Genomic DNA, 20,295 nt, shown 5'->3' with positions numbered 1-20,295 from the left:
GCCCTCCAGCATGGAGGTTGAATCAGAAATCGCTCCCGGTGGGAATCCCGATTCCAGTCAAAAACAACATGCTCTAGGGGAGAGGGCACAGCAATGTGCATCATGCCGTTGCGATATTCCCTCCTTCTACTGGGAACACCGCCCGCCCCTTCTGATTTTGCATTCCGCTATGGCGCGCGCCGCTTAGCTGCCGCGGCCGATAGCCGCTAGAACAGTCCCCGCAACAACGCCCAAACAACAACACACAGGGAGAACACATGCAAAAACTCATCGCTGCCGTCGCGGCCAGCATCGCGCTCGCCGCGACGTCCGGCGCCGCGCAGGCGCAGATCTCCGACGATGTCGTCAAGATCGGCGTGCTCACGGACATGTCGAGCCTCTACGCGGACGCAACCGGCAAGGGCTCGCTCGCCGCCGTCGAGATGGCGGTCGCCGATTACGGCGCCAAAGTCGCCGGCAAGCCGGTTCAAGTGGTCGCCGCCGATCACCAGAACAAGCCCGACGTCGGCGTCAACATTGCCCGCAACTGGTACGACAACGACAAGGTCGACGCGATCTTCGACGTGCCGACGTCGTCGGTGGCGCTGCCGATCTCGGCGCTGACGCGCGAGAAGAACAGGATCAACATCAATTCCGGCGGCGGCTCCTCCGACATCACGGGCCCCGCCTGCTCGCCCAATACCGTGCACTGGACCTACGATACCTATGCGCTGTCGAACGTCGCCGGCAAGGCGATGGTCAAGCGCGGCGAGGACACCTGGTTCTTCGTCACCGCCGACTACGCCTTCGGCATGGCGCTGCAACGCGACGCCGCCAACGTCGTCAAGGAGAGCGGCGGCAAGGTGCTCGGCGAGGTCCGTCATCCCCTCAATTCGTCGGACTTCTCCTCGTTCCTGCTGCAGGCCCAGGCCTCCAAGGCCAAGGTGGTCGCACTCGCCAACGCCGGTGGCGATACCACCAATGCGCTGAAGCAGGCGGCCGAGTTCGGCCTGACCCAGGGCGGCCAGAAGATGATCGCGCTGCTGCAGGAGATCACCGACACCCATTCGCTCGGCATCAAGGCGACGCAGGGCCTGATCGTCACCGACGCCTTCTACTGGGACATGAACGAGGAGACGCGCGCCTTCTCCAAGCGCTTCAACGAGAAGGTCGGCCACATGCCGACCATGATCCAGGCCGGCCTCTATTCGGCGACCATGCACTATCTGAAGGCGATCGAGGCCATCAAGACCGACGAGGCCCCCAAGGTGATGGAGCAGATGCGCAAAACGCCGGTCAACGACTTCTTTGCCAAGAACGGCAAGATCCGCATCGACGGCCGCATGGTCCACGACATGTATCTGTTCGAGGTGAAGAAGCCCGAGGAGTCCAAGGGCGAGTGGGACCTCTACAAGCTGCTCGCCACCGTCCCGGGCGACGAGGCGTTCCGTCCGCTCGACAAGGGCGGCTGCCCGCTGGTGACGCATTGAAAGTGTTCTCGCCCGCAACGCATCCTTCGAGACGCCCGCCGATGGCGGGCCCTCAGGATGAGGGCGGAGTGCGCGGCAGCAAATTCAACGGGGCCAATGCTGCTTAGCCTCATCCTGAGGAGACCGCTGGAAGCGGTCGTCTCGAAGGACGAGGCGCTTGCTCAGGCCCAATCTGCGATAGCCCCACAGTTCAAGCGGGGCGAGGTAGAAAGACACGACAGCGCGCCCGGTGAAAACCAGGCGCGCTTCGTTCAGCCGATCAGAAGCCCGTTACTCCGAGTACTTGAACTCGGGCATGTTCTTCAGCTCGTCCTTGCTCGCATTGAACACGGCGTGGTCCGGATACCACTTCGACGCGGACGACGTCGTGGTCGCCGCAGGCTTGTCGGTGCCGGTCGCAGCGCCCGTCGTCGTGGTCGCGCCGGGCTTGCCGCCCGGGTTCGTGCCGGCGCCGGTATAGGCCACCGCCTCGTTGACGAACTTCAACTTCTCGTAGGGCACGGCGACCAGATGCTCGCCCATGCCGAGGAAGCCGCCGACACCGATCACGGCGATCTTGATGGCGCCGCTCTTGTCCATCAGGAGATCGTTGATCGAGCCGATGTTCTCGTTGGCTTCGTTGTAGATCTTCAGGCCCGACATCTTCGAGGCACGCCATTCACCCGACGCCGAGGCGGTCGTGGTTGTCGCGGTGGCCGCAGGCGCTGCCTTGTCGGTGGTGGCCGTCGGGTTTTGCGCAACCGCGACGGTCGCAAGCAGTGCGGTGCCGGCGAGGCCGGCGACGATCGATTTCGTCAGCATGTTGTCCTCTCCTTCAACAGAAAACTCGTGTGGAGAAAACAGCGCTATTCACGTGCAGTTCCTTACGCGCGGCAATTTCGTCGCGCGATGTGCGCAACAATGCCGCGAGGTGTTCCTGGGTCACCCAGGAACATATTGCGGCGCACGGTTCCCCGCCGACGATCATGCGCCCTGGGTGAAGCACGATCGCGGCGGGGAACGCGCCGACCCGCGTCGCGCGAGGTCAGCTCTTGTAGTCGATCAGGAGCGCGGAGAAATTCGAGCTGCTCGATGAGCTGCCGCTCGCGCCGTAGGACGAGCTCGACGATTGCGACTGCTGCAGCGCCTGCAGGAACTGCTGGAGGATCTCGGCCGTGGTCTGGTCCGTCGAGCTGCTGCTCGTCGAGTCCGTCGACGATGAGTCCGAAGAGCTGTCGTCCGGCGGCGCGCCGGGCGGCGGTCCACCGGCACCGCCGGGACCGTTCGCGAAGGCGGACTGAAAGACGTTCTTCAGCTCCTCGGCCTGGTCCGAGGTCAGCGTCCCGTTCGACACTTCGCTGGATATGAGATCGTCGATCTTCGACTGCATGTCCTCCTTGGAGGGACGCGTGCCGCTCGACTGGTCGCTCGAGCGGCTCTGCTGGAGCGCGGTGTCGATGTCGGTCAGCGCCGTCGAGAGCGCGGACTGGTCCGACGACGAGATCGTGCCGGCGGAAACTTCCGATTGCAATTCCTGCTGCAGCCGCTGCAAGGGCGACTGGTAGCTACCGGCGGATGCCGCCGAAATCGAAGTCATGATGGCTCCGTGGATTTTGCGGGGTTTCTTGTGTGACCGCGTCACGGTATGGTTAACGGCCTTAACGAGACCTTGCTGCTTCCCTGCCCGGGCATGTCCCCGTGTTGCGGAAAGAGCTGCGGAAACAATCTGAAACAAAAATCTTCGCCATTTGGCCCGAATCTTGGACAAACAAAGCGCATGGCCATTCCCAATCCCAACATCCTGGTCGTCGAGGACGACCGCGAAACCCGGACGTTGATTGCGAAGTACCTGCGCAACAACGCCTGTAACGTCACCGCCGTGAGCGACGGCCGCGAGATGTCGCGCGCCATGGCCGATCACCGCGTCGACCTCATCATCCTCGACGTCATGCTGCCGGGCGAGGACGGCCTCAGCCTCTGCCGCAAGGTGCGCTCCGAGGCGCAGACGCCGATCATCATGCTGACCGCGCGCGGCGAGGACGTCGACCGCATCGTCGGCCTCGAGATGGGCGCGGACGACTATCTGCCGAAACCGTTCAACCCGCGCGAGCTGCTCGCCCGCATCAACGCGGTGCTGCGCCGCCAGGCGGCCGCGCAGGCGGCAAGCTCGATCGAAGGCGCGAGCACGCTCGCCTTCGAGGGCTGGCGCATCGACCTCCGCCTGCGCGAGCTGCGCAATCCCGAAGGCGCGCGCGTCGCGGTGACCAGCGCCGAGTTCGACCTGCTCCGCACCTTCTGCGAACGGCCCGGCCGCGTGCTGTCGCGCGACAGCCTGCTCGACCTGACTCAAGGGCGCAACACCGGCTCGTTCGAGCGCTCCATCGACGTGCTGGTCAGCCGCATCCGCCGCAAGATCGAGCCCAATCCGGCCGATCCCACCATCATCAAGACGGTGCGCTCCGGCGGCTATCTGTTCACGCCGAGAACTGAAGTAGCAGGCACTGAGGTAGCAAGCACTGAAGCGGTCGCGCCATCCCTGAGCAGCTGAGGGAACGGCTGTCATGACGCCGTTCCGCTTCTTCCACCTCAAGAGCATCGGCGGACAGATCGCCGCGCTGGTGGTGGCCTCGATCGTCGCGCTGCATCTGATCCTGACCGTGAGCTTCCTGGTGAGCCGGCCGGATCGCGCCGATCCGCCGCCCGACAGCGCGCATCAGCTCGCGGACGCAGCCCTGCTGCTCAACGGCGCGGAGGCGAGCGAGCGGCCGCGGATCCTCGCCGATATCGCCCGCGCGTTTCCGAAGGCCGGGATCGAGCTGCTCGCGCCCGGCACTGTCGCCTCCGGCCGCGATAGCAACGGCCAGCAGCTGCACAATGTGCGCCGGCATCTCGGCCATCAGTACAAGGTGCTCGCGCTTGCGCCGCAGGGCGGCCTGCATCGGATCGCGGTCGAACTGTCCGACGGCACCATGGTCGCCGGCCGCGTCGAGCCGTCGCCGCACGGATCGCGCTTCTGGGGCGGGCCGTGGCTGATGACGCTGCTGTTCGTGTTGATCAGCGTCACCACGCTCGGTCTCTGGGCCGCCTATGCGCTGGCTGCGCCGCTGTCCTCCTTCGCCAGGGCCGCCGAGAATTTCAGCCTGGACGGCGAGGCGGATCCGCTGCCGGAGCGCGGGCCGGAGGAGATCCGCTCGGTGGCGCGCGCGCTCAACCGCATGCACGAGCGGATCGCGCGGCTGATGTCGGATCGCACGCGGATGCTGGCCGCGATCAGCCATGATCTGCGCACGCCGATCACGCGGCTGCGCCTGCGCGCCGAGTTCATCGAGGACGAGGGCAACCGCAAGCGCATGCTGATGGATCTCGACCAGATGCGCGCGATGCTGGAATCGGTGCTGTCGCTGTTGCGCAACGACCGCAAGATCGAGGCAGTGACCCTGGTCGATATCGCCAGCACGCTGCAGCTCGTCGCCGACCAGTTCGCCGACATGGGCCATGTCGTGCACTACGAGGGGCCCGTGTCGGCAACCGCCGCCGCGCGGCCCGACGATCTGCATCGCGGCGTCACCAATCTCGTCGAGAACGCGGTGCGCTTCGGCGCCGAGGTCACGATCCGCCTCGACATATCGGGCACCAAGCTCGTCATCGACGTCGAGGATGACGGCCCCGGCATTTCCGATGCGCGCAAGCAGGAGATGCTGGAGCCGTTCGTGCGCGGCGACGACGCGCGCACCATGGACGAGTCCACCGGCTTCGGCCTCGGCCTGTCGATCGCACGCGCGATCGCGCTCGCCCATGGCGGCGAGCTGTCGCTGCACGACCGCGAGCCGCACGGCCTGATCGTGCGGATGCAATTGCCGGTATGGCAGGAGCCGCGGCTCGCGGCTTAGCGCATGATCCGGAAAAGTGTGTAGCGGTCTTCCGAAGAGATCATGCGCCCTTAAGACAACGCCTCAGGCGGCGAGCGGCGGATGCACGATCGCGTGCTTATCGAAGATCGCGACCGCCTCGAAGCGATAGCCGCAGGCCTGGCACTTCCAGAGATAGGAAACGCGGCCTTCGCCAGGCTCGATCCAGTCCGGGAACGGGATCGGTGTGCCACATTGCGCACAAGGGTTCTGCTTGGGGATGTCGTCGATGTCTGCTGGGGTCATGGACGTCCTCCCGAGTGCTGGTTTTGATCAGCGATTTTGGGCGAATGCGCCAATGGACAGACCCGCTGCCGCGTAAGGCACTCCGCCAGCTGCCAACTTAACCTAGGTTTAAGTCGTAAAAGCGACGGCCCTGCGAAAATCGCCGGAGGCGGCGTTTCGCCACATCATCGCCGTGTTCCCACGGCCTAACGCGCGAGGGTGCAGGTCCGTTCTGCCGAGGAATATTTCGATGAAAATTTTGCGTATTGCCGTGCTCGCTGCGGCAGGGCTGATGATGACGCAGGCCGCATTGGCGGGCGAAGCCGAATATGCCGAGATGGTCGCGATGCATGCCCGCGCCAATGGCGTGCCGGAGGCGCTGGTGCATCGCGTCATCATGCGCGAAAGCCGCTACCAGCCCGGCCTCGTCGGCCGTGGCGGCACCATCGGGCTGATGCAGATCAAGCTCGCGACCGCCCGCGGGGTCGGCTACACCGGCGATGCCGCCGGTCTGCGCGATCCCAACACCAATCTCACCTATGCGGTGAAGTACCTCGCCGGCGCCTATCGCGCCGCCAATGGCGACCACGCGAGAGCTGTGCGTTATTTCGCGGGCGGCTATTACTACGTTGCAAAGCGGCAGCGGCAGGAGACCATGCAGGTCGCCAATGCGGGTGAGACATGGCTCGAGCCGAACGGCAATCCGCAGCCGATCTTCGGCAACGTTCCGCACCGGAAGCTCACGCAAGGCGTCCGCAACGCGCGGGCGCAGGTTCCGCACAACTGATCGTCATTCCGGGACGATGCAAAGCATCGAACCCGGAATCTCGAGATTTCCGGGCCTTGTGCTTCGCACCATCCCGGAATGACTGCCCTGTGGTTGACGCGTTGACCACCCCGCCTCCCTGGCATACATTAGACCCGTTCCGAGGGGTGCTCCGAGGAGGAGCTGAGATACCGCTAAATGGGCAATACCGCCCAGGACCGCGGTGACCCTTTGAACCTGATCCGGGTCATGCCGGCGAAGGGACAGGGATGTTGCAGACCACCAAGCGACCGGATTCACCGGTATCCATCATCGGCGCAGGCATTGCCGGCGCCTGGCAAGCCCTGCTGTTCGCGCAGGCCGGCCACACCGTGACGCTACACGAGCGCGGTGACGCCACCATGACCGATTCCACCAGCCACTGGGCCGGCGGCATGCTGGCGCCCTATTGCGAGGCCGAGGTCGCCGAACCCATCATCAGCCGCCTGGGCCTGCGCTCGCTCGACATCTGGCGGCGCGAATTGCCGGATACCCCCTTCAACGGCTCGCTGGTCGTTGCTCACCCGCGCGAGCGCAACGATTTCGAGCGCTTTGCCCGCATGACCGAAGGCCATCGCCGCCTCGATGCCACAGCTCTCGCCGAGCTCGAGCCGTCGCTGGAGGGACGTTTTCGCGATGCGCTGTTCTTCCCGACCGAGGGCCATGTCGAGCCGCGCCGCGTGCTGCCGAAGCTGCACGAGCGCATCCTTGCCGCCGGCGGCACCATCAAGTTCGATAGCGACGTCACCGCCAAGGATCTCGCAAACCTTAATCCTAAAGGCATCGTGATCGACTGCCGCGGCCTTTCCGCGCGCGAGGAGCAGCCTGGCTTGCGCGGCGTCAAGGGCGAGATGATCCTGATCGAGACCAGCGAGGTGCAGCTTTCGCGTCCCGTGCGGCTGATCCACCCGCGCTGGCCGCTCTATGTGATCCCGCGCGAGCAGAACCTGTTCATGCTGGGCGCGACCTCGATCGAGGCCGAGGACACCGGCGTCAGCGTCCGCTCCGCGCTGGAGCTCTTGGGCGCGGCCTACACGGTGCACCCAGCCTTCGGGGAGGCGCGCATCGTCGAGTTCGGCTCCGGCCTTCGCCCCGCTTATCCCGACAATTTGCCGCGCATCGGCATCCGCGGCGAGACCATCGCCGTCAACGGCCTCTACCGCCACGGCTTCCTGATCGCGCCGGCACTCGCCGAGCTGACGCTTGCCTATGTCCAGCGCGGCCAGATCGACAACGAGGTGATGCAATGCGCGTAATCGTCAACGGCGAACAGCGCGAGGTGAATTCCGCCAGCGTCGGCGCGCTGCTCTCAGAGCTCGACTACGAAGGCACCCATTTCGCCATCGCGCTGAACTACGACGTCGTGCCGAAAAGCCGCTGGGCCGAGACGAGCCTGAAAGCCGGCGACGAGATCGAGATCATCACACCGCGGCAGGGAGGGTGAGGTGAGGCGAGCAAGCTCTCTCCACGTCGTCCCGACGAAGGCCGGGACCCATAACCACCGCCCTTCATTGGGACGGACGATCTCTCCCTGCGTGCCCCGAGCGAAATCACGCGGTATGGGTCCCGGCCTTCGCCGGGACGACAATTAAGGAGACACCTTCCCCATGGTGACCTTCTACGGCAAAACCTTCCCCTCCCGCCTCTTGATCGGCAGCGCGCTCTATCCCTCGCCTGCGATCATGCAGGCGGCGATCCGTGCCTCCGGCTCGAACATCGTCACGGTGTCGCTGCGGCGCGAATCCGCCGGCGGCAAGACTGGCGATGCGTTCTGGAATCTGATCCGCGAGCTCGACGTCACCGTGCTGCCGAACACCGCCGGTTGCCGCAGCGTGCGCGAGGCCGTGACCACCGCCAAGCTCGCGCGCGAATTGTTCGGCACCTCCTGGATCAAGCTCGAGGTCATCGCCGACAACGACACGCTGCAGCCCGATGTCGTCGGCCTCGTGGAAGCCGCGACCATCCTGATCAAGGACGGCTTTGAGGTGTTCCCCTATTGCACGGAGGACCTCTCGGTCGCCAACCGCCTGGTCGATGCCGGCTGCAAGGTGGTGATGCCGTGGGCCGCCCCGATCGGCAGCGCCAAGGGCATCACCAACCGCGATGCGCTAAAACTGCTGCGCGAGCGGCTGCCCGACATCACGCTGGTGGTCGACGCCGGCATCGGCGCGCCCAGCCACGCCGCACAGGCGCTCGAGCTCGGCTATGACGCCGTGCTGCTCAATACCGCGATCGCCAAAGCCGCCGATCCCGTCGCGATGGCGAATGCCTTCCGCCTGGGCATCGAGGCCGGACGCACCGCTTACGAAGCCGGGCTGATGAACGCCCGCGACTTCGCCTCGCCCTCCACCCCTGTCGTTGGGACCCCGTTCTGGCATGCCGTATCCTGATCGCTTCTATCCCGTCGTCGACAGCCTCAACTGGGTCGAACGCCTGACCAAGCTCGGCGTCGGCACCATCCAGCTGCGCGCGAAGGAGCTCAACGACGCCGACGCGCTGCAGATCGTCACCGACGCGCTGGCGATCACGAAGGACACGCAAGCCAAGCTGGTCGTGAACGACTATTGGCGCGCCGCCATCGTCGCCGGCGCAAAGTATCTGCATCTCGGCCAGGAGGACCTGGCCGATGCCGACCTCAAGGCCATCCGCGAGGCGGGCCTTCTGCTCGGCGTCTCCACCCATGACGATGCCGAGCTTGAAACCGCGCTGGCGGCAAAGCCCGACTACGTCGCGCTCGGCCCGATCTTCTTCACCACGCTGAAGTCGATGCGCTTCGAGCCGCAGGGCATCCCGAAGATCACGGAATGGAAGAAGCGCGTGGGCAGCATCCCGCTGGTCGCAATCGGCGGCATCAAGTTCGAGCACGCCGCGGAGATCTTTGCGGCGGGCGCGGATTCCATCGCCGTCGTCAGCGACGTCACCCAGAACGCCGACCCCGATGCCCGCGTGCGGCAATGGCTCGGCCAGTCGAAGGAGGCGGCGTGATGCGCACGCTCTCTCAACACACTCCGCCGTCATCGCCCGGCTTGACCGGGCGATCCAGTACGCCGCGGCTTCTCCGTACCTCACTACGGTCTCTGGAATACTGGATCCCCGCCTTCGCGGGGATGACAGCTGTAACCGACGCTCGCGCAGCGAAACTAACGAATTAAGGAGGATCCCATGAACATCCGCTCCAACCCTGAAAAAACCGTCCCCGCCGTCACCACCGGCCCGCTGCCCTCCTCGCGAAAAATCTTCGCCTCGCCCGACGCCGCGCCGGACATCCGCGTACCCTTGCGCGAGATCATCCTCTCCGAAGGCGCGGGCGAGCCGAACCTGCCGGTCTACGACACCTCGGGGCCCTACACAGACCCAAGCGTCACCATCGACGTCAACGCCGGCCTTGCCCGCAATCGCAAGCAATGGGTGCTGGAGCGCGGCGGCGTCGAGGAATATGAGGGCCGGCAGATCAAGCCGGAGGACAATGGCAACCTCTCCACCGACAAGGCCGCGCGCGCCTTCTCGGCCTACCACAAGCCGCTGCGCGGCCTCGACGGCCACAAGATCACGCAGCTCGAATTCGCCCGCGCCGGCATCATCACCAAGGAGATGATCTATGTCGCCGCCCGCGAAAACCTCGGTCGCAAGCAGCAGCTCGAGCGTGCGGAAGCAGCCCTCGCCGACGGCGAAAGCTTCGGCGCCTCCGTGCCCGCGTTCATCACGCCGGAGTTCGTGCGGGACGAGATCGCGCGCGGCCGCGCCATCATCCCCTCCAACATCAACCACAGCGAGCTCGAGCCGATGATCATCGGCCGCAACTTCCTGACCAAGATCAACGCCAATATCGGCAACTCGGCGGTGACCTCGTCGGTCGAGGAAGAGGTCGAGAAGATGGTGTGGGCGATCCGCTGGGGCGCCGACACCGTGATGGACCTCTCGACCGGCCGCAACATCCACACCACGCGCGAATGGATTTTGCGCAACTCGCCGGTGCCGATCGGCACCGTGCCGATCTACCAGGCGCTGGAGAAGTGCAACGGCGACCCGGTGGCGCTCACCTGGGAGCTCTACAAGGACACGCTGATCGAGCAGTGCGAACAGGGCGTCGACTATTTCACCATCCATGCCGGCGTGCGCCTGCAATACATCCATCTCACCGCCAACCGCGTCACCGGCATCGTCAGCCGCGGCGGCTCGATCATGGCGAAGTGGTGCCTCGCGCATCACAAGGAGAGCTTCCTCTACACGCATTTCGACGAGATCTGCGACCTCATGCGCAAGTATGACGTCTCGTTCTCGCTCGGCGACGGCCTGCGTCCCGGCTCGATCGCCGACGCCAACGACCGCGCGCAGTTTGCCGAACTCGAAACGCTCGGCGAGCTCACCAAGATTGCGTGGGACAAGGGCTGCCAGGTCATGATCGAGGGCCCCGGCCACGTACCGATGCACAAGATCAAGATCAACATGGACAAGCAGCTCAAGGAGTGCGGCGAAGCGCCGTTCTACACGCTTGGACCGCTGACCACCGACATCGCGCCGGGCTATGACCACATCACCTCAGGCATTGGCGCTGCCATGATCGGCTGGTTCGGCTGCGCCATGCTCTGCTACGTCACGCCGAAGGAGCATCTCGGCCTGCCCGACCGCAACGACGTCAAGACCGGCGTCATCACCTACAAGATCGCCGCCCACGCGAGCGACCTCGCCAAGGGCCACCCCGCCGCGCAACTGCGCGATGACGCCCTCTCCCGCGCGCGGTTCGAATTCCGCTGGACCGACCAGTTCAACCTCGGCCTCGATCCGGATACCGCAAAGAGCTTCCACGACGAGACCCTGCCGAAGGAAGCCCACAAGGTCGCCCATTTCTGCTCGATGTGCGGACCAAAATTCTGCTCGATGAAGATCACGCAGGACGTGCGGGATTACGCCGCGACGCTGAACGATCCGAACAGCGTGGGCATGTCGATCAGCGGCACCGCCGAGGACGGCATGGCCAGGATGAGCGCGAAGTTCAAGGAGATGGGCTCAAGCGTTTATCTGGATGCGGAGAAGGTGAAGGAGAGCAATCGGGTGTTGTGAGACACTGATTCTCTGCATTTCATTTCAAGCGAGGCCGGGCGTATGCCCGGCCTTTTTATTGCGGACTTATTCTCCGAACAGCTCCTTGAACAGCTTCTTCGCGCGTTCAAGACCTTCCTGCGTGAACACCACGGACTTCACCTTGCCAACGGGATCATCAATCATTCCCTTGGTATGCAGGCGGCCGAGCACATCCCAGTCAAAGCCCTTCCAGGCCCGATCGCCATCGTGCAAGGTCAGATAGAGCAAGGCCAACGCCGCGTCGTCGATCTTGTCCTTGTTGATCGCCATCACGAACCTCCTGCGGAACGATGTTGGAGCCATCCTATTCGACCATCCGCCATCCGCAACGGCTCCCCAAGCCGTCAGCAAGCGTAGCCCGGATGGGCGAAGCGATATCCGGGATTGACAGGTGCCCCGCATGTCGCTGACGCTCATGCGGGCTACAACCCCAGCGACTGAATTTCCCGTGGCCACCCCCCACCGCCTCCCCGACCAGCTCCGTCCCAACCTCCGCCTCGTCTTCGTCGGCACCGCCGCCTCGACGCGCTCGGCGGAAGTCGGGCACTACTACGCCCATCCCGGCAACCGCTTCTGGCGCGCGATCCATGAGGCCGGGATCACGCCGCGGCGCTATCAGCCGGACGAGTTCGCGAGCCTGATCGAGCTCGGGATCGGCTTCACCGATCTCTCCAAGTCGGGCGCCGGGATGGATCACCAGATCGCAGCGGAGACGATCGACGTGCCGGGGTTCAGGGCGAAGATCGAAAAGTACCGGCCGCGAACGATTGCGTTCACGAGCAAGAAGGCGGCGAGTTTGTTTTACGGCAGGCCGTCAGCTGCGATTGCGCTGGGGCGGCAGGCGTCGGATGGAAGCTGGCCCGAGATTTTTGTGCTGCCCTCGCCGTCTGGTGCTGCGTCGGGGAGTTGGACGCTGGAGCCGTGGCGAGAGTTGGCTAGGTGGATTGCTGCGTAGGGTGGGTTGGCGCTGGCGCCGCAAACTCAGTCGTCGTCCTGGCGAAAGCCAGGACCCATTACCCCAGGGAGAGGTTTGGCGAAGGCTCGTAGTCCGGTACTGCGACCAATCGCAATCGATAGATCACGCGGTATGGGTCCTGGCTTTCGCCAGGACGACACGGTGGGTGTGGCTCGCGATCTTGCTCAAACACGAAGCCTCGTAGGATGGGCAAGGGCGCGTCAGCGCCGTGCCCACGATTTCTTCGTGGGTCCCGACAGTGCATGGGCACGGCGCGCGAAGAGCGCGCCTTTGCCCACCCTGCGGGACCGTTGCCCCCTCACCCCGCATACGCCTTGTCCAGCTCCGCGATCACGATCTTCCGCATCCCCATCATCGCCTGCATCACGCGGTTCGCCTTCGTGCGGTCGGGGTCGCCGAGGTAGCGGCCGAGCGCCGTCGGGATCACCTGCCAGGACAGGCCAAACTTGTCCTTGAGCCAGCCGCACCTCGATTCCTCGCCGCCGTCGGCAGTGAGGCGGCTCCAGAAGTAGTCCACCTCCTCCTGCGTCTCGACGCTGATGAAGAACGACACCGCCTCGTTGAAGCGGTATTGCGGCCCGCCGTTGAGCGCGTTGAAGCGCTGGCCTTCGAGCTCGAACACCGCCATGAAGTCGCTGACGGTCTCGACCCTGGCATTGGGAAACACCGATTTGTAGAACGCGACGGCCTCGGGGACGTTGTTGTCGAACCAGAGGAACGGCGTGATCGAGGTCATGGGCGGGATCCTTTCGGCTCGAGGGCAACGGGGCTTCCCAAGGACGAGAGAGCAAGCGGCATTCCGACAAGGGGACACGCACTTTTCCGCCCACCGGGGTCGTCCTGGCGAAAGCCAGGACCCATTACCCCAGGGAAAAGTTTGGCGAAGACTCGTGGTTCGGTACTTCAACCGTCCACACCCGATAGATTCCGCGGTATGGGTCCTGGCTTTCGCCAGGACGACACCGTGGGTTGGGCAACAGCGCGCCACCAAAACAAGACGTGGGTAGGCCGTCGGAATCCGCGCCCGCCATTCGTCCTCTGGACAAGCCGCAACCATCCCGGAGCCCCCCATGCCCACCATCACCGCCTTCGAAAACTCCCCCGACCGCGGCCGCGGGCAGGCGCGTGACATGCGGGTTCGCTGGGCGCTGGAGGAGGTTGGCCAGCCCTACGACGTCCGCCTGGTATCCTTTGCGGCAATGAAGCAGCCGGCGCATCTGGCGCTGCATCCGTTCGGGCAGATTCCGACCTATGAGGACGGCGATCTCGCTTTGTTCGAAACCGGCGCGATCGTGCTGCACATCGCCGAGCGTCATGGCGGACTGCTGCCGACGGATCACAACGCAAGAAGCCGCGCGATCGCGTGGATGTTCGCCGCGCTGAACACGCTGGAGCCGCCGATCGTCGAGCTCGGCATGGCCATGCTGTTCGAGCGCGACAGGAGCTGGTACGCGGAACGGTTGCCCATGCTGCAGGATCGCGTCCGCATCAGGCTCGGCGAATTGTCCCGCCGCCTCGGCAAAGCCGACTGGCTCGATGGCGCGTTCAGCGCCGGCGATCTCATGATGGTGACGGTGCTGCGCCGGCTGAACACCTCTGGCCTGCTGGACGAATATCCTGACATCGCCGCTTATGTCGCCCGCGGCGAGGCCCGGCCGGCGTTTAGGCGCGCGTTCGAGGCGCAGCTGGCGGTGTTTCAGGCTGCATCGCGTTCGTAGGGTCGCTTCCGTAGCCCGGATGAGCGAAGCGACATCCGGGGCCGCTGTTCCCGCATGTCGCTCCGCTCATGCGGGCTACGAGGATTGCATCCGGTTCGGCCCGCCTGCATTCTACCTCCGCCCCCCAGAGGAGCCCGCCCATGCTGACCCTCTACTCCTACCCAAACCTGTTCGGCGTCGCCGACAACAACGGCTACGGCCTCAAGGTCTACGCGTTCCTGAAGCTTTCTTGCGTGCCGTTCGTGCACGAGCACATCTTCGATGCCTCCGCCGCGCCGCGCGGGCAGCTGCCCTATGTCGTCGACGACGGCGAGACCATCGGCGACAGCGAGACGATCATCACGCATGCCATCGCGAAATATCACCTCGGCATCGATGCGGCGTTGTCACAAGAGCAGCGCCGCACCAATCATCTCGTCACACGCATGCTGGACGATCTCTACTGGGTGATGTCGTATTCGCGCTGGAAGGACGAGCGCTTCTATCCGGCGTTCCGCGACGGTTTCATCGCGCAGCATCCGCAAGTGAGCGAGGGGTTCGAGAAGGCTAAGGCGTACAACGCGCAGCGCTATCATCACCAGGGCATCGGCCGCTACACGCCCGAAGAGGCCTATGCGCGGGGGCTGGCGGACTTGCAGGTGCTGGCGGAGATCGTGCCGGCCAAAGGCTTCGTCCATGGCGCCGCGCCGACCAGCTGTGATGCCGGCATCTACGGTTTCGTCGCCAACATCTATTACTTTCCGATCCCGACGCCGCTGAAGGCCTTCGTCGATGCGCACAAGAACCTCGTCGCGCATTGCGAGAGAATCCACTCGATGGTGACGGGAACGTAGCCCGGATGAGCGAAGCGACATCCGGGGCCGAGAGTTGTCCCGCATGTCGCTGTCGCTCATGCGGGCTACGGGTGAGGCGAGCGCCCTACCGCATCGTGATCGCGAGCCCGCTGAGATCCGCGTTCGCCATCAGGCCGACCTGCGTGCCGGTCAGTTCCAGCACCGCGCCCTTCTGGTTGGTGAGCACGATGGCGCGGGCGCCGCGGCCGACGGCGAGGCCCGCACCGGCGGCGCCATAGACGCCGGCGACATCCGACGGACGGTTGATGTTGGAGACGCGGCCGCGCAGCACGGTCTTGGAGCCGCCGAACACGAGGCCGTAGTCGAGCCCGCCGGTCGAGAGGCCGTAGGAGCGGCCGCGGAAGTTCAGCACGCCGCTCCCGCCCGAGCCGCCGATGATCCAGCCCGCCTTGTAGATCGTCAGCACCACCGTGCCGCCGTCGGCCTGTGCGGCGGTCGAGAGGCCGGCAAGCGCGGCAATGGCGACCAGCGCGGCGCGGAACGTGGATGCGATCTTCATGAGGGAGCTCCGGGGGCTATTTTTTGGGGAGGGAAACGAATCAGACGCCGTCAATCTATCCGATCGATCGCGGCGGCAACATGATGGGCGGCTGCGAGGCGCGAGATGCAGCAGCCCATTCAGTTGTCATCGCCCGGCTTAACCGGGCGATCCAGTACGCCGAGACGGTTGTCGTTGAACCGAGAGGCCGCAGCGTACTGGATGCCCCGCCTTCGCGGGGCATGACCGCGGAGGTTGGGGCTGCAGCACAGGCCAACCGCATCATGTCATTCTGCCCCTGTTTTGCCCGACGGAGCAAGCGAATATTTCGCTTTTCCGGAATTCAAAAAAGATCAATGATTTCCATCCGCCCCCTACTGTGCATGGGGTTGTTTTCCCAGTTTTTGTTCCGGCCCCTCCCAATCCCGATTGCAACTCCCCCGCATGCCGCTACGCTCATTCCCAGCAACACGAGGTGATGCCATGCCGATCCAGCATTTCGCAGCCCCGCCGCACGTCAAGGCGCCGCCGCTGTCCTTTGCGACGCGCGTCGGCGACTTGCTGTTCGTCTCGGGCATTCCCGGCTTCGACGCCAATGGCGCGCTGCCTGACGGCTTCGAGGCGCAGTTCGCCAATGTCGTGATCAACATCAAGCGCGTGCTGGACGAGGCCGGGGCGACCTTGCGCGACCTCGCCAAGGTCAACGTGCTCCTGACCCGCGCCTCGGACGTTGCCGCCATGAACGCGCTCTATGCCGGCGCCTTCGGCCCGCCGCCCTACCCCGCGCGCACCACCAGCGTGGTGCATTCGCTGCCCGATCCGAAGATGCTGATCGAGATCGAGGCGGTCGCGTCGCTTTCGAGGTGAGCCGCGGTTCAGCACCTGTGGCTTGCCGGGCACGCGGCCGAACCAAATGCCCTGCATCGCCTGACATGTCCGTGAAACAGTACCTCCCCGGCTTGCAAAGGACCGGCTTTTCCCGCACGAATTTTCAGGTCACACTTCCCCACAAGGAGATATTTCATGCGTCGCGTTCTCGCCCTCTGTGCCGTTGCCGGCATCGCTAGTTCCGTCTTCGCCGTGCCCGCCTCGGCGGCTGTCGGGTATTACGTGATCCGCTGGGACAACACCGGCATCTGCCAGGTCTGGAACGAGGACCTGAAGTACAAGCCGTTCCAGTGGGGCGTATCGACCTACAAGGTCGTCAGCAAGCCGGTCCCGACCTTCCAGGCAGCTTCCGACATCCAGATCAAGATGCGCGCCGAGCGCCGCTGCACGCTCTAAAGCATGATCCGGAAAAGTGCGAAGCGGTTTTCCGGAAGGATCATGCGCAAACGACAACCTAAAGCGCGATGACGATTCATCCAAATCTCATCGCGCTTTAGGCTTGAGGCGACAGATCGGATTCAAAGGGCGGGTCGCGCAAGCGGTCCGCCCTTCCTCTTTGGCGGACAGCCCTCTTTTTCAGCCAAATGCGCGCATTTCCAGCGCCCGATCTTTGAACCTCGTCAGCACGCGGAACTACTCACATCTTGTCCGGGGCGCAGGCCAAAAGCGCCCCGCGCCACCCCTCCCCATCATTGTCGGGAGGCGCATCACATCTTTCATTTGAGGAGCTGATCATGCGTCGTCTTTCCATGCTGTGCGCTGCTGCGGGTCTTGCCGTCACCGCCTTCGTTGCCGCGAGCCCTGCCCAAGCCAGCTATCACCTGATCCGCTGGCAGGACACCGGCTTCTGCCAGATCTGGGACGAGAGCATCCCGACCACGCCGTGGCCGGCCGGCTATCACCGCGCCAGCGCGACCGTGCCGACCTTCCTCGACGCGCTCGTGGTGAAAGACAATGCGCTGAAGGCCGGCCACTGCAGCTGGTAAGATTCGATCGGCGGACGACAAGGGCCGGGCAAGGATGCGATGCCAGCATCCTTGCCCGTTCGCGTTTCCATCCAGCGTTTCTATTCAGTCCTGGCGGGATCAATCGATGCGCACGCTCACCACGACGGCAGCCATCTTCGCCTTGTCGCTCGCACTCGTCTCCGCGGCGCCGGCGCAGGTGCCGCAATCCTTCCGCGTGATCTCGCCGATCTTCGGCCAGCTCGTCAGCTTCGCGATGCCGTCGAATTTCGCGGTGGTGTTCGAGAACACCAAAGGCGGCCACTACATCCGCGAAGCCGTCGTCAAGGGCGAGACGCCCGAGCAGTGGACACAGATGATCACGGTCACGGGCGAGAAGGGCATGACACTGACGCCGGATGCATCGCCCGAAACATTCGCCGGCACGATCGCCGGCGGCTTCAGATCGGCCTGCCCCGACAGCTTTGCCGCGCAGCCGCTCGGCGCCATGACGTTCGGCCGCTTCGAGGCCTTCGCTGCCGTGATCGGCTGCGGCCGCATCGACAGCGGCCCGACCCGTCACAGCGAGACCGCGCTGCTGATCACGCTGAAAGGCACCACCGACTATTACACCATCCAATGGGCCGAGCGCGGCCCCGAGACCGACGAGCCGCCGGTCAGGGACGAACGCTGGCAAACGCGCCTGAACGATCTCAACCCGATCGCTCTCTGCCCGATCATCGCGGGAGAAGGTGCGCCCTATCCGAGCTGCGTGAGCAAGAGCTGAGACCGGGGCTTCCCGCCGAGCTTCCGTAGCCCGGATGAGCGAAGCGACATCCGGGACCTCCGCCTACCCAAAGTCAGTCTCCCTCTACTCGCTCTCCGAAAGCACCTCCACTTCCGCCAGCGTCGCCCGCCCAGTCTTCCGGAAGCACTCCCATCCGGACGTACCGGTGAAATGACGAATGGGCCCAATCGCGGACGCTTCGAACGTAACCATGCTTGACCGGGTTGAAGTGAACGTAGTCGATATGGCGAGCGAAATCATCTTCGTCACGAATCGTGTGCTCCCAATAGCGCCGCTGCCATAGGGCCAAATCTCCGTTGGCATGGCGTGCCAGATTGACACCGGCCTGAAGCAGTGCGCTGCTGAAGTGGCCTTTGATCCTGCGCCACCGACCCGCAAAGTCAGCATCATCCAGCGGGAGTTTCATGACGACGTGCAAATGATCCGGAAGGATCACGATCGCATCGATCTCGAACGGGCGCTCCTTCCGAACAACCCTAAAGGCATCACGCAGGACGTCAACGTTCTCAATCAGGAGGCCCGACCGGCGGTCGAAAAGCGTCACCGTGAAAAAATAGGTGCCGCCCGGAAGAAAATTTCTTCGGTAGAGAACCATCGGCTAGACCTGTCCCGGATGTCGCTTCGCTCATCCGGGCTACAGGATAGCACATGTGTCACTCCTCACGCGTCCTTGTGCGCGCCGGGATGGATCAGGACGTCGCGCGCGGCGGCGAGGTCGATGAAGGCTTGCGCGGTGCCGCCGTGGTCGGGATGCATGCCCTTGGCGGCACGGCGGTAGGCCTGGTTGATGTCGTCGCAGGTGAGCTGCACCGCGAGCGGCAGGCCCAGCATCTTGCGGGCGCGATCCTCGCTCGAAAGCTTCTTCGGCATCGCGTTGCGGCGGCCGAAGCGCGGCGCGGCGAGATCATGGACGACCTCGAGCACCACACCGAGGCGGCGCTGGGCCGCCAGCGTGACGCTGTGATCGTCATTGACCACGGCCTGGCGCAGCACAGGAAGCGCCTGCTCGGCGGCCTGCCGCAGCGTGGCATCCGTGCTCATCCGCGCGATCTCGGCCACGACCCGGCCGGCCTCGTCCCAGTCGGCCGGCTGTGCCGACCGCAGGCGTTCGAGAGCGAGTTTCCAGGATTCAAGCCGTTCCATCATGCGCGCAACGTTTAGCAATGGAGATCAGTATGCCAAGGCCGCCGTTTCCGACCCCTTAATTTCGAGTTAGCCTTTCATGAAACTTAGAAACGAAATCGGGAGGAAATTGTCATGGCATTGCTCGCAAACCACATCGCCGTCGTCACGGGCGCCGGTTCCGGCATCGGCCGCGCGATCGCGGCCGGCTACGCCCGCGAGGGCGCGCAAGTGGTGCTGCTCGACGTCAACGCCGACACGGCCGCGGAGGCCGCCCAGGAGATCCGAAAATCGGGCGGCAAGGCCGAGAGCTTCGCGCTCGACGTGACCAGACGTGATGATTGCTTTGCGCTCGCAAAACAGGTCGCCGACGAGGTCGGGCAGGTCTCGATCCTCGTCAACAATGCCGGCATCACCCGCCGCAACGCCTTCACGGCCGAGACCGAGACGGTGGCGAAGGACTGGGACGACATCATCTCGCTCAACCTCAACGGCGTCTTCAACGTGACGCAGGCCTTCCTCCCGCCCTTGCACGCGAACAAGGGCCGCATCGTCAATATCGGCTCGATCCAGTCCTTCGTGCATCTGCGCACGCCAAGCTCGGCGGCCTACACCACTTCAAAACACGGCGTGCTCGGCTTCACCAAGGCGCTCGCGGTCGAGCTCGGCAAGGAAGGCGTGCGTGTCAACGCGATCGGGCCGGGCTTCATCGAGACCAACATCAACGTCCATGTGCGTGCGACCAATCCGGCGCTGGTGCAGGCCTTCGTCGATCACACGCCGCTGGCGCGCACCGGCAAGCCCGAGGACATCGTGGGCCCGGCGATCTTCCTCGCCTCGGACCTGTCGGCCTACGTCACCGGAACAATCGTGATGGTGGATGGCGGGTATCGCACGGTGTGAGCGGGGCACTCCATCGACACACAAGTGTCATGCCCCGCGCAGGCGGGGCATGACAGTATTCCAGAGACGTCTGACGTCCCACGATGTGCCGCGGCGTACTGGATCGTCCGCCCCTGTGCGCAATTGCGCACTAGGC

25 protein-coding genes and 1 riboswitch are annotated in these 20,295 nt (G+C 64.5%); of the genes, 17 read left to right on the top strand and 8 right to left on the bottom strand.

Annotation, left to right across the window (positions count from 1 at the left end; translation table 11 throughout):
* The first annotated feature begins 257 nt into the window (after positions 1–257).
* Positions 258–1,469: an ABC transporter substrate-binding protein gene (locus JQ592_RS33550; protein WP_211407004.1), complete on the top strand. Its 1,212-nt coding sequence runs from the start codon at positions 258–260 to the stop codon at positions 1,467–1,469.
* Positions 1,470–1,739: 270 nt separating this feature from the next.
* On the opposite strand, the gene JQ592_RS33545 is transcribed toward JQ592_RS33550, so the two are convergent.
* Both JQ592_RS33545 and JQ592_RS33540 read right to left on the bottom strand, forming a co-directional pair.
* Complete coding sequence (locus JQ592_RS33545) at positions 1,740–2,270, bottom strand: PRC-barrel domain-containing protein (protein ID WP_211407003.1); 531 nt, start codon at positions 2,268–2,270, stop codon at positions 1,740–1,742.
* 223 nt (positions 2,271–2,493) lie between these two features.
* A complete protein-coding gene (locus JQ592_RS33540) occupies positions 2,494–3,045 on the bottom strand; it encodes a hypothetical protein (protein WP_211407002.1) in 552 nt (183 codons plus the stop codon).
* Positions 3,046–3,225: 180 nt separating this feature from the next.
* Here JQ592_RS33540 and JQ592_RS33535 point away from each other — a divergent pair, with 180 nt between their 5' ends.
* Together JQ592_RS33535 and JQ592_RS33530 are read left to right on the top strand one after the other, a co-directional pair.
* Entirely contained in the window at positions 3,226–3,996 is a 771-nt protein-coding gene (locus tag JQ592_RS33535; RefSeq protein WP_211407001.1) for a response regulator, read from the top strand.
* Positions 3,997–4,009: 13 nt separating this feature from the next.
* Positions 4,010–5,338, top strand: a complete 1,329-nt coding sequence (locus JQ592_RS33530; protein WP_211407000.1) for an ATP-binding protein — start codon at positions 4,010–4,012, stop codon at positions 5,336–5,338.
* A 63-nt stretch (positions 5,339–5,401) separates the two neighbouring features.
* On the opposite strand, the gene JQ592_RS33525 is transcribed toward JQ592_RS33530, so the two are convergent.
* Entirely contained in the window at positions 5,402–5,602 is a 201-nt protein-coding gene (locus JQ592_RS33525) for a hypothetical protein (RefSeq protein WP_211406999.1), read from the bottom strand.
* A 229-nt stretch (positions 5,603–5,831) separates the two neighbouring features.
* Between JQ592_RS33525 and JQ592_RS33520 the strand changes: the two genes are divergently transcribed.
* The 6 genes from JQ592_RS33520 (at position 5,832) to thiC (ending at position 11,447) form a co-directional block, all read left to right on the top strand.
* On the top strand, positions 5,832–6,368 hold the full coding sequence (locus JQ592_RS33520) for a lytic transglycosylase domain-containing protein (protein ID WP_211406998.1): 537 nt from the start codon (positions 5,832–5,834) through the stop codon (positions 6,366–6,368).
* Between the two features lie 132 nt (positions 6,369–6,500).
* Positions 6,501–6,629: riboswitch (TPP riboswitch) on the top strand.
* Positions 6,617–7,642 (top strand): FAD-dependent oxidoreductase, encoded by a 1,026-nt coding sequence (locus JQ592_RS33515; protein ID WP_211406997.1) that lies wholly within the window; start codon positions 6,617–6,619, stop codon positions 7,640–7,642. It overlaps the preceding riboswitch by 13 nt.
* Entirely contained in the window at positions 7,633–7,830 is a 198-nt protein-coding gene (gene thiS, locus JQ592_RS33510; RefSeq protein WP_145664663.1) for a sulfur carrier protein ThiS, read from the top strand. Before JQ592_RS33515 ends, thiS begins: the two co-directional genes overlap by 10 nt.
* A 163-nt stretch (positions 7,831–7,993) precedes the next feature.
* The gene (locus JQ592_RS33505) at positions 7,994–8,776 is read left to right on the top strand and encodes a thiazole synthase (RefSeq protein WP_211406996.1); all 783 of its coding nucleotides are present in this window, start codon (positions 7,994–7,996) and stop codon (positions 8,774–8,776) included.
* The gene (locus JQ592_RS33500; RefSeq protein WP_211406995.1) at positions 8,763–9,371 is read left to right on the top strand and encodes a thiamine phosphate synthase; all 609 of its coding nucleotides are present in this window, start codon (positions 8,763–8,765) and stop codon (positions 9,369–9,371) included. Before JQ592_RS33505 ends, JQ592_RS33500 begins: the two co-directional genes overlap by 14 nt.
* Before the next feature lie 177 nt (positions 9,372–9,548).
* Complete coding sequence (gene thiC / locus JQ592_RS33495) at positions 9,549–11,447, top strand: phosphomethylpyrimidine synthase ThiC (protein WP_211406994.1); 1,899 nt, start codon at positions 9,549–9,551, stop codon at positions 11,445–11,447.
* Positions 11,448–11,513: 66 nt separating this feature from the next.
* Here the strand turns inward: thiC and JQ592_RS33490 are convergent, their stop codons facing one another.
* Positions 11,514–11,738, bottom strand: coding sequence for a DUF6429 family protein (locus JQ592_RS33490; protein ID WP_211406993.1), 225 nt, complete (start codon positions 11,736–11,738; stop codon positions 11,514–11,516).
* Positions 11,739–11,868: 130 nt separating this feature from the next.
* On the opposite strand from JQ592_RS33490, the gene JQ592_RS33485 reads away from it, so the two are divergent.
* Complete coding sequence (locus tag JQ592_RS33485) at positions 11,869–12,423, top strand: mismatch-specific DNA-glycosylase (RefSeq protein WP_211406992.1); 555 nt, start codon at positions 11,869–11,871, stop codon at positions 12,421–12,423.
* A gap of 319 nt (positions 12,424–12,742) precedes the next feature.
* On the opposite strand, the gene JQ592_RS33480 is transcribed toward JQ592_RS33485, so the two are convergent.
* A complete protein-coding gene (locus JQ592_RS33480) occupies positions 12,743–13,180 on the bottom strand; it encodes a VOC family protein (RefSeq protein WP_211406991.1) in 438 nt (145 codons plus the stop codon).
* A gap of 334 nt (positions 13,181–13,514) precedes the next feature.
* Here JQ592_RS33480 and JQ592_RS33475 point away from each other — a divergent pair, with 334 nt between their 5' ends.
* Positions 13,515–14,162, top strand: coding sequence for a glutathione S-transferase family protein (locus JQ592_RS33475; protein WP_211406990.1), 648 nt, complete (start codon positions 13,515–13,517; stop codon positions 14,160–14,162).
* Positions 14,163–14,302: 140 nt separating this feature from the next.
* Positions 14,303–14,995: a glutathione S-transferase family protein gene (locus JQ592_RS33470; RefSeq protein ID WP_211406989.1), complete on the top strand. Its 693-nt coding sequence runs from the start codon at positions 14,303–14,305 to the stop codon at positions 14,993–14,995.
* An 85-nt stretch (positions 14,996–15,080) separates the two neighbouring features.
* Here JQ592_RS33470 and JQ592_RS33465 read toward each other — a convergent pair whose 3' ends face one another.
* On the bottom strand, positions 15,081–15,515 hold the full coding sequence (locus JQ592_RS33465; protein WP_211406988.1) for a hypothetical protein: 435 nt from the start codon (positions 15,513–15,515) through the stop codon (positions 15,081–15,083).
* A gap of 462 nt (positions 15,516–15,977) precedes the next feature.
* Between JQ592_RS33465 and JQ592_RS33460 the strand changes: the two genes are divergently transcribed.
* The 4 genes from JQ592_RS33460 to JQ592_RS33445 all read left to right on the top strand — a co-directional run bounded on the left by JQ592_RS33460 (position 15,978) and on the right by JQ592_RS33445 (position 18,113).
* On the top strand, positions 15,978–16,361 hold the full coding sequence (locus JQ592_RS33460; RefSeq protein WP_211406987.1) for a RidA family protein: 384 nt from the start codon (positions 15,978–15,980) through the stop codon (positions 16,359–16,361).
* A gap of 156 nt (positions 16,362–16,517) precedes the next feature.
* Positions 16,518–16,778 (top strand): hypothetical protein, encoded by a 261-nt coding sequence (locus JQ592_RS33455; RefSeq protein ID WP_211406986.1) that lies wholly within the window; start codon positions 16,518–16,520, stop codon positions 16,776–16,778.
* A gap of 338 nt (positions 16,779–17,116) precedes the next feature.
* Complete coding sequence (locus JQ592_RS33450; RefSeq protein WP_211406985.1) at positions 17,117–17,368, top strand: hypothetical protein; 252 nt, start codon at positions 17,117–17,119, stop codon at positions 17,366–17,368.
* 106 nt (positions 17,369–17,474) lie between these two features.
* Complete coding sequence (locus JQ592_RS33445; protein ID WP_211406984.1) at positions 17,475–18,113, top strand: hypothetical protein; 639 nt, start codon at positions 17,475–17,477, stop codon at positions 18,111–18,113.
* 73 nt (positions 18,114–18,186) lie between these two features.
* On the opposite strand, the gene JQ592_RS33440 is transcribed toward JQ592_RS33445, so the two are convergent.
* Positions 18,187–18,729, bottom strand: a complete 543-nt coding sequence (locus JQ592_RS33440) for an REP-associated tyrosine transposase (protein ID WP_211406983.1) — start codon at positions 18,727–18,729, stop codon at positions 18,187–18,189.
* Between the two features lie 65 nt (positions 18,730–18,794).
* A complete protein-coding gene (locus tag JQ592_RS33435; RefSeq protein ID WP_211406982.1) occupies positions 18,795–19,280 on the bottom strand; it encodes a J domain-containing protein in 486 nt (161 codons plus the stop codon).
* Between the two features lie 111 nt (positions 19,281–19,391).
* Here JQ592_RS33435 and JQ592_RS33430 point away from each other — a divergent pair, with 111 nt between their 5' ends.
* The gene (locus tag JQ592_RS33430) at positions 19,392–20,159 is read left to right on the top strand and encodes an SDR family NAD(P)-dependent oxidoreductase (protein ID WP_211406981.1); all 768 of its coding nucleotides are present in this window, start codon (positions 19,392–19,394) and stop codon (positions 20,157–20,159) included.
* Positions 20,160–20,295 lie beyond the last annotated feature (136 nt).

Origin of the sequence: Bradyrhizobium iriomotense, from assembly GCF_018129405.1 — a bacterium.
In the GTDB taxonomy this organism is placed as follows: Bacteria; Pseudomonadota; Alphaproteobacteria; order Rhizobiales; family Xanthobacteraceae; genus Bradyrhizobium; species Bradyrhizobium iriomotense_B.
This window is presented reverse-complemented; position numbering and strand designations above follow the sequence as displayed.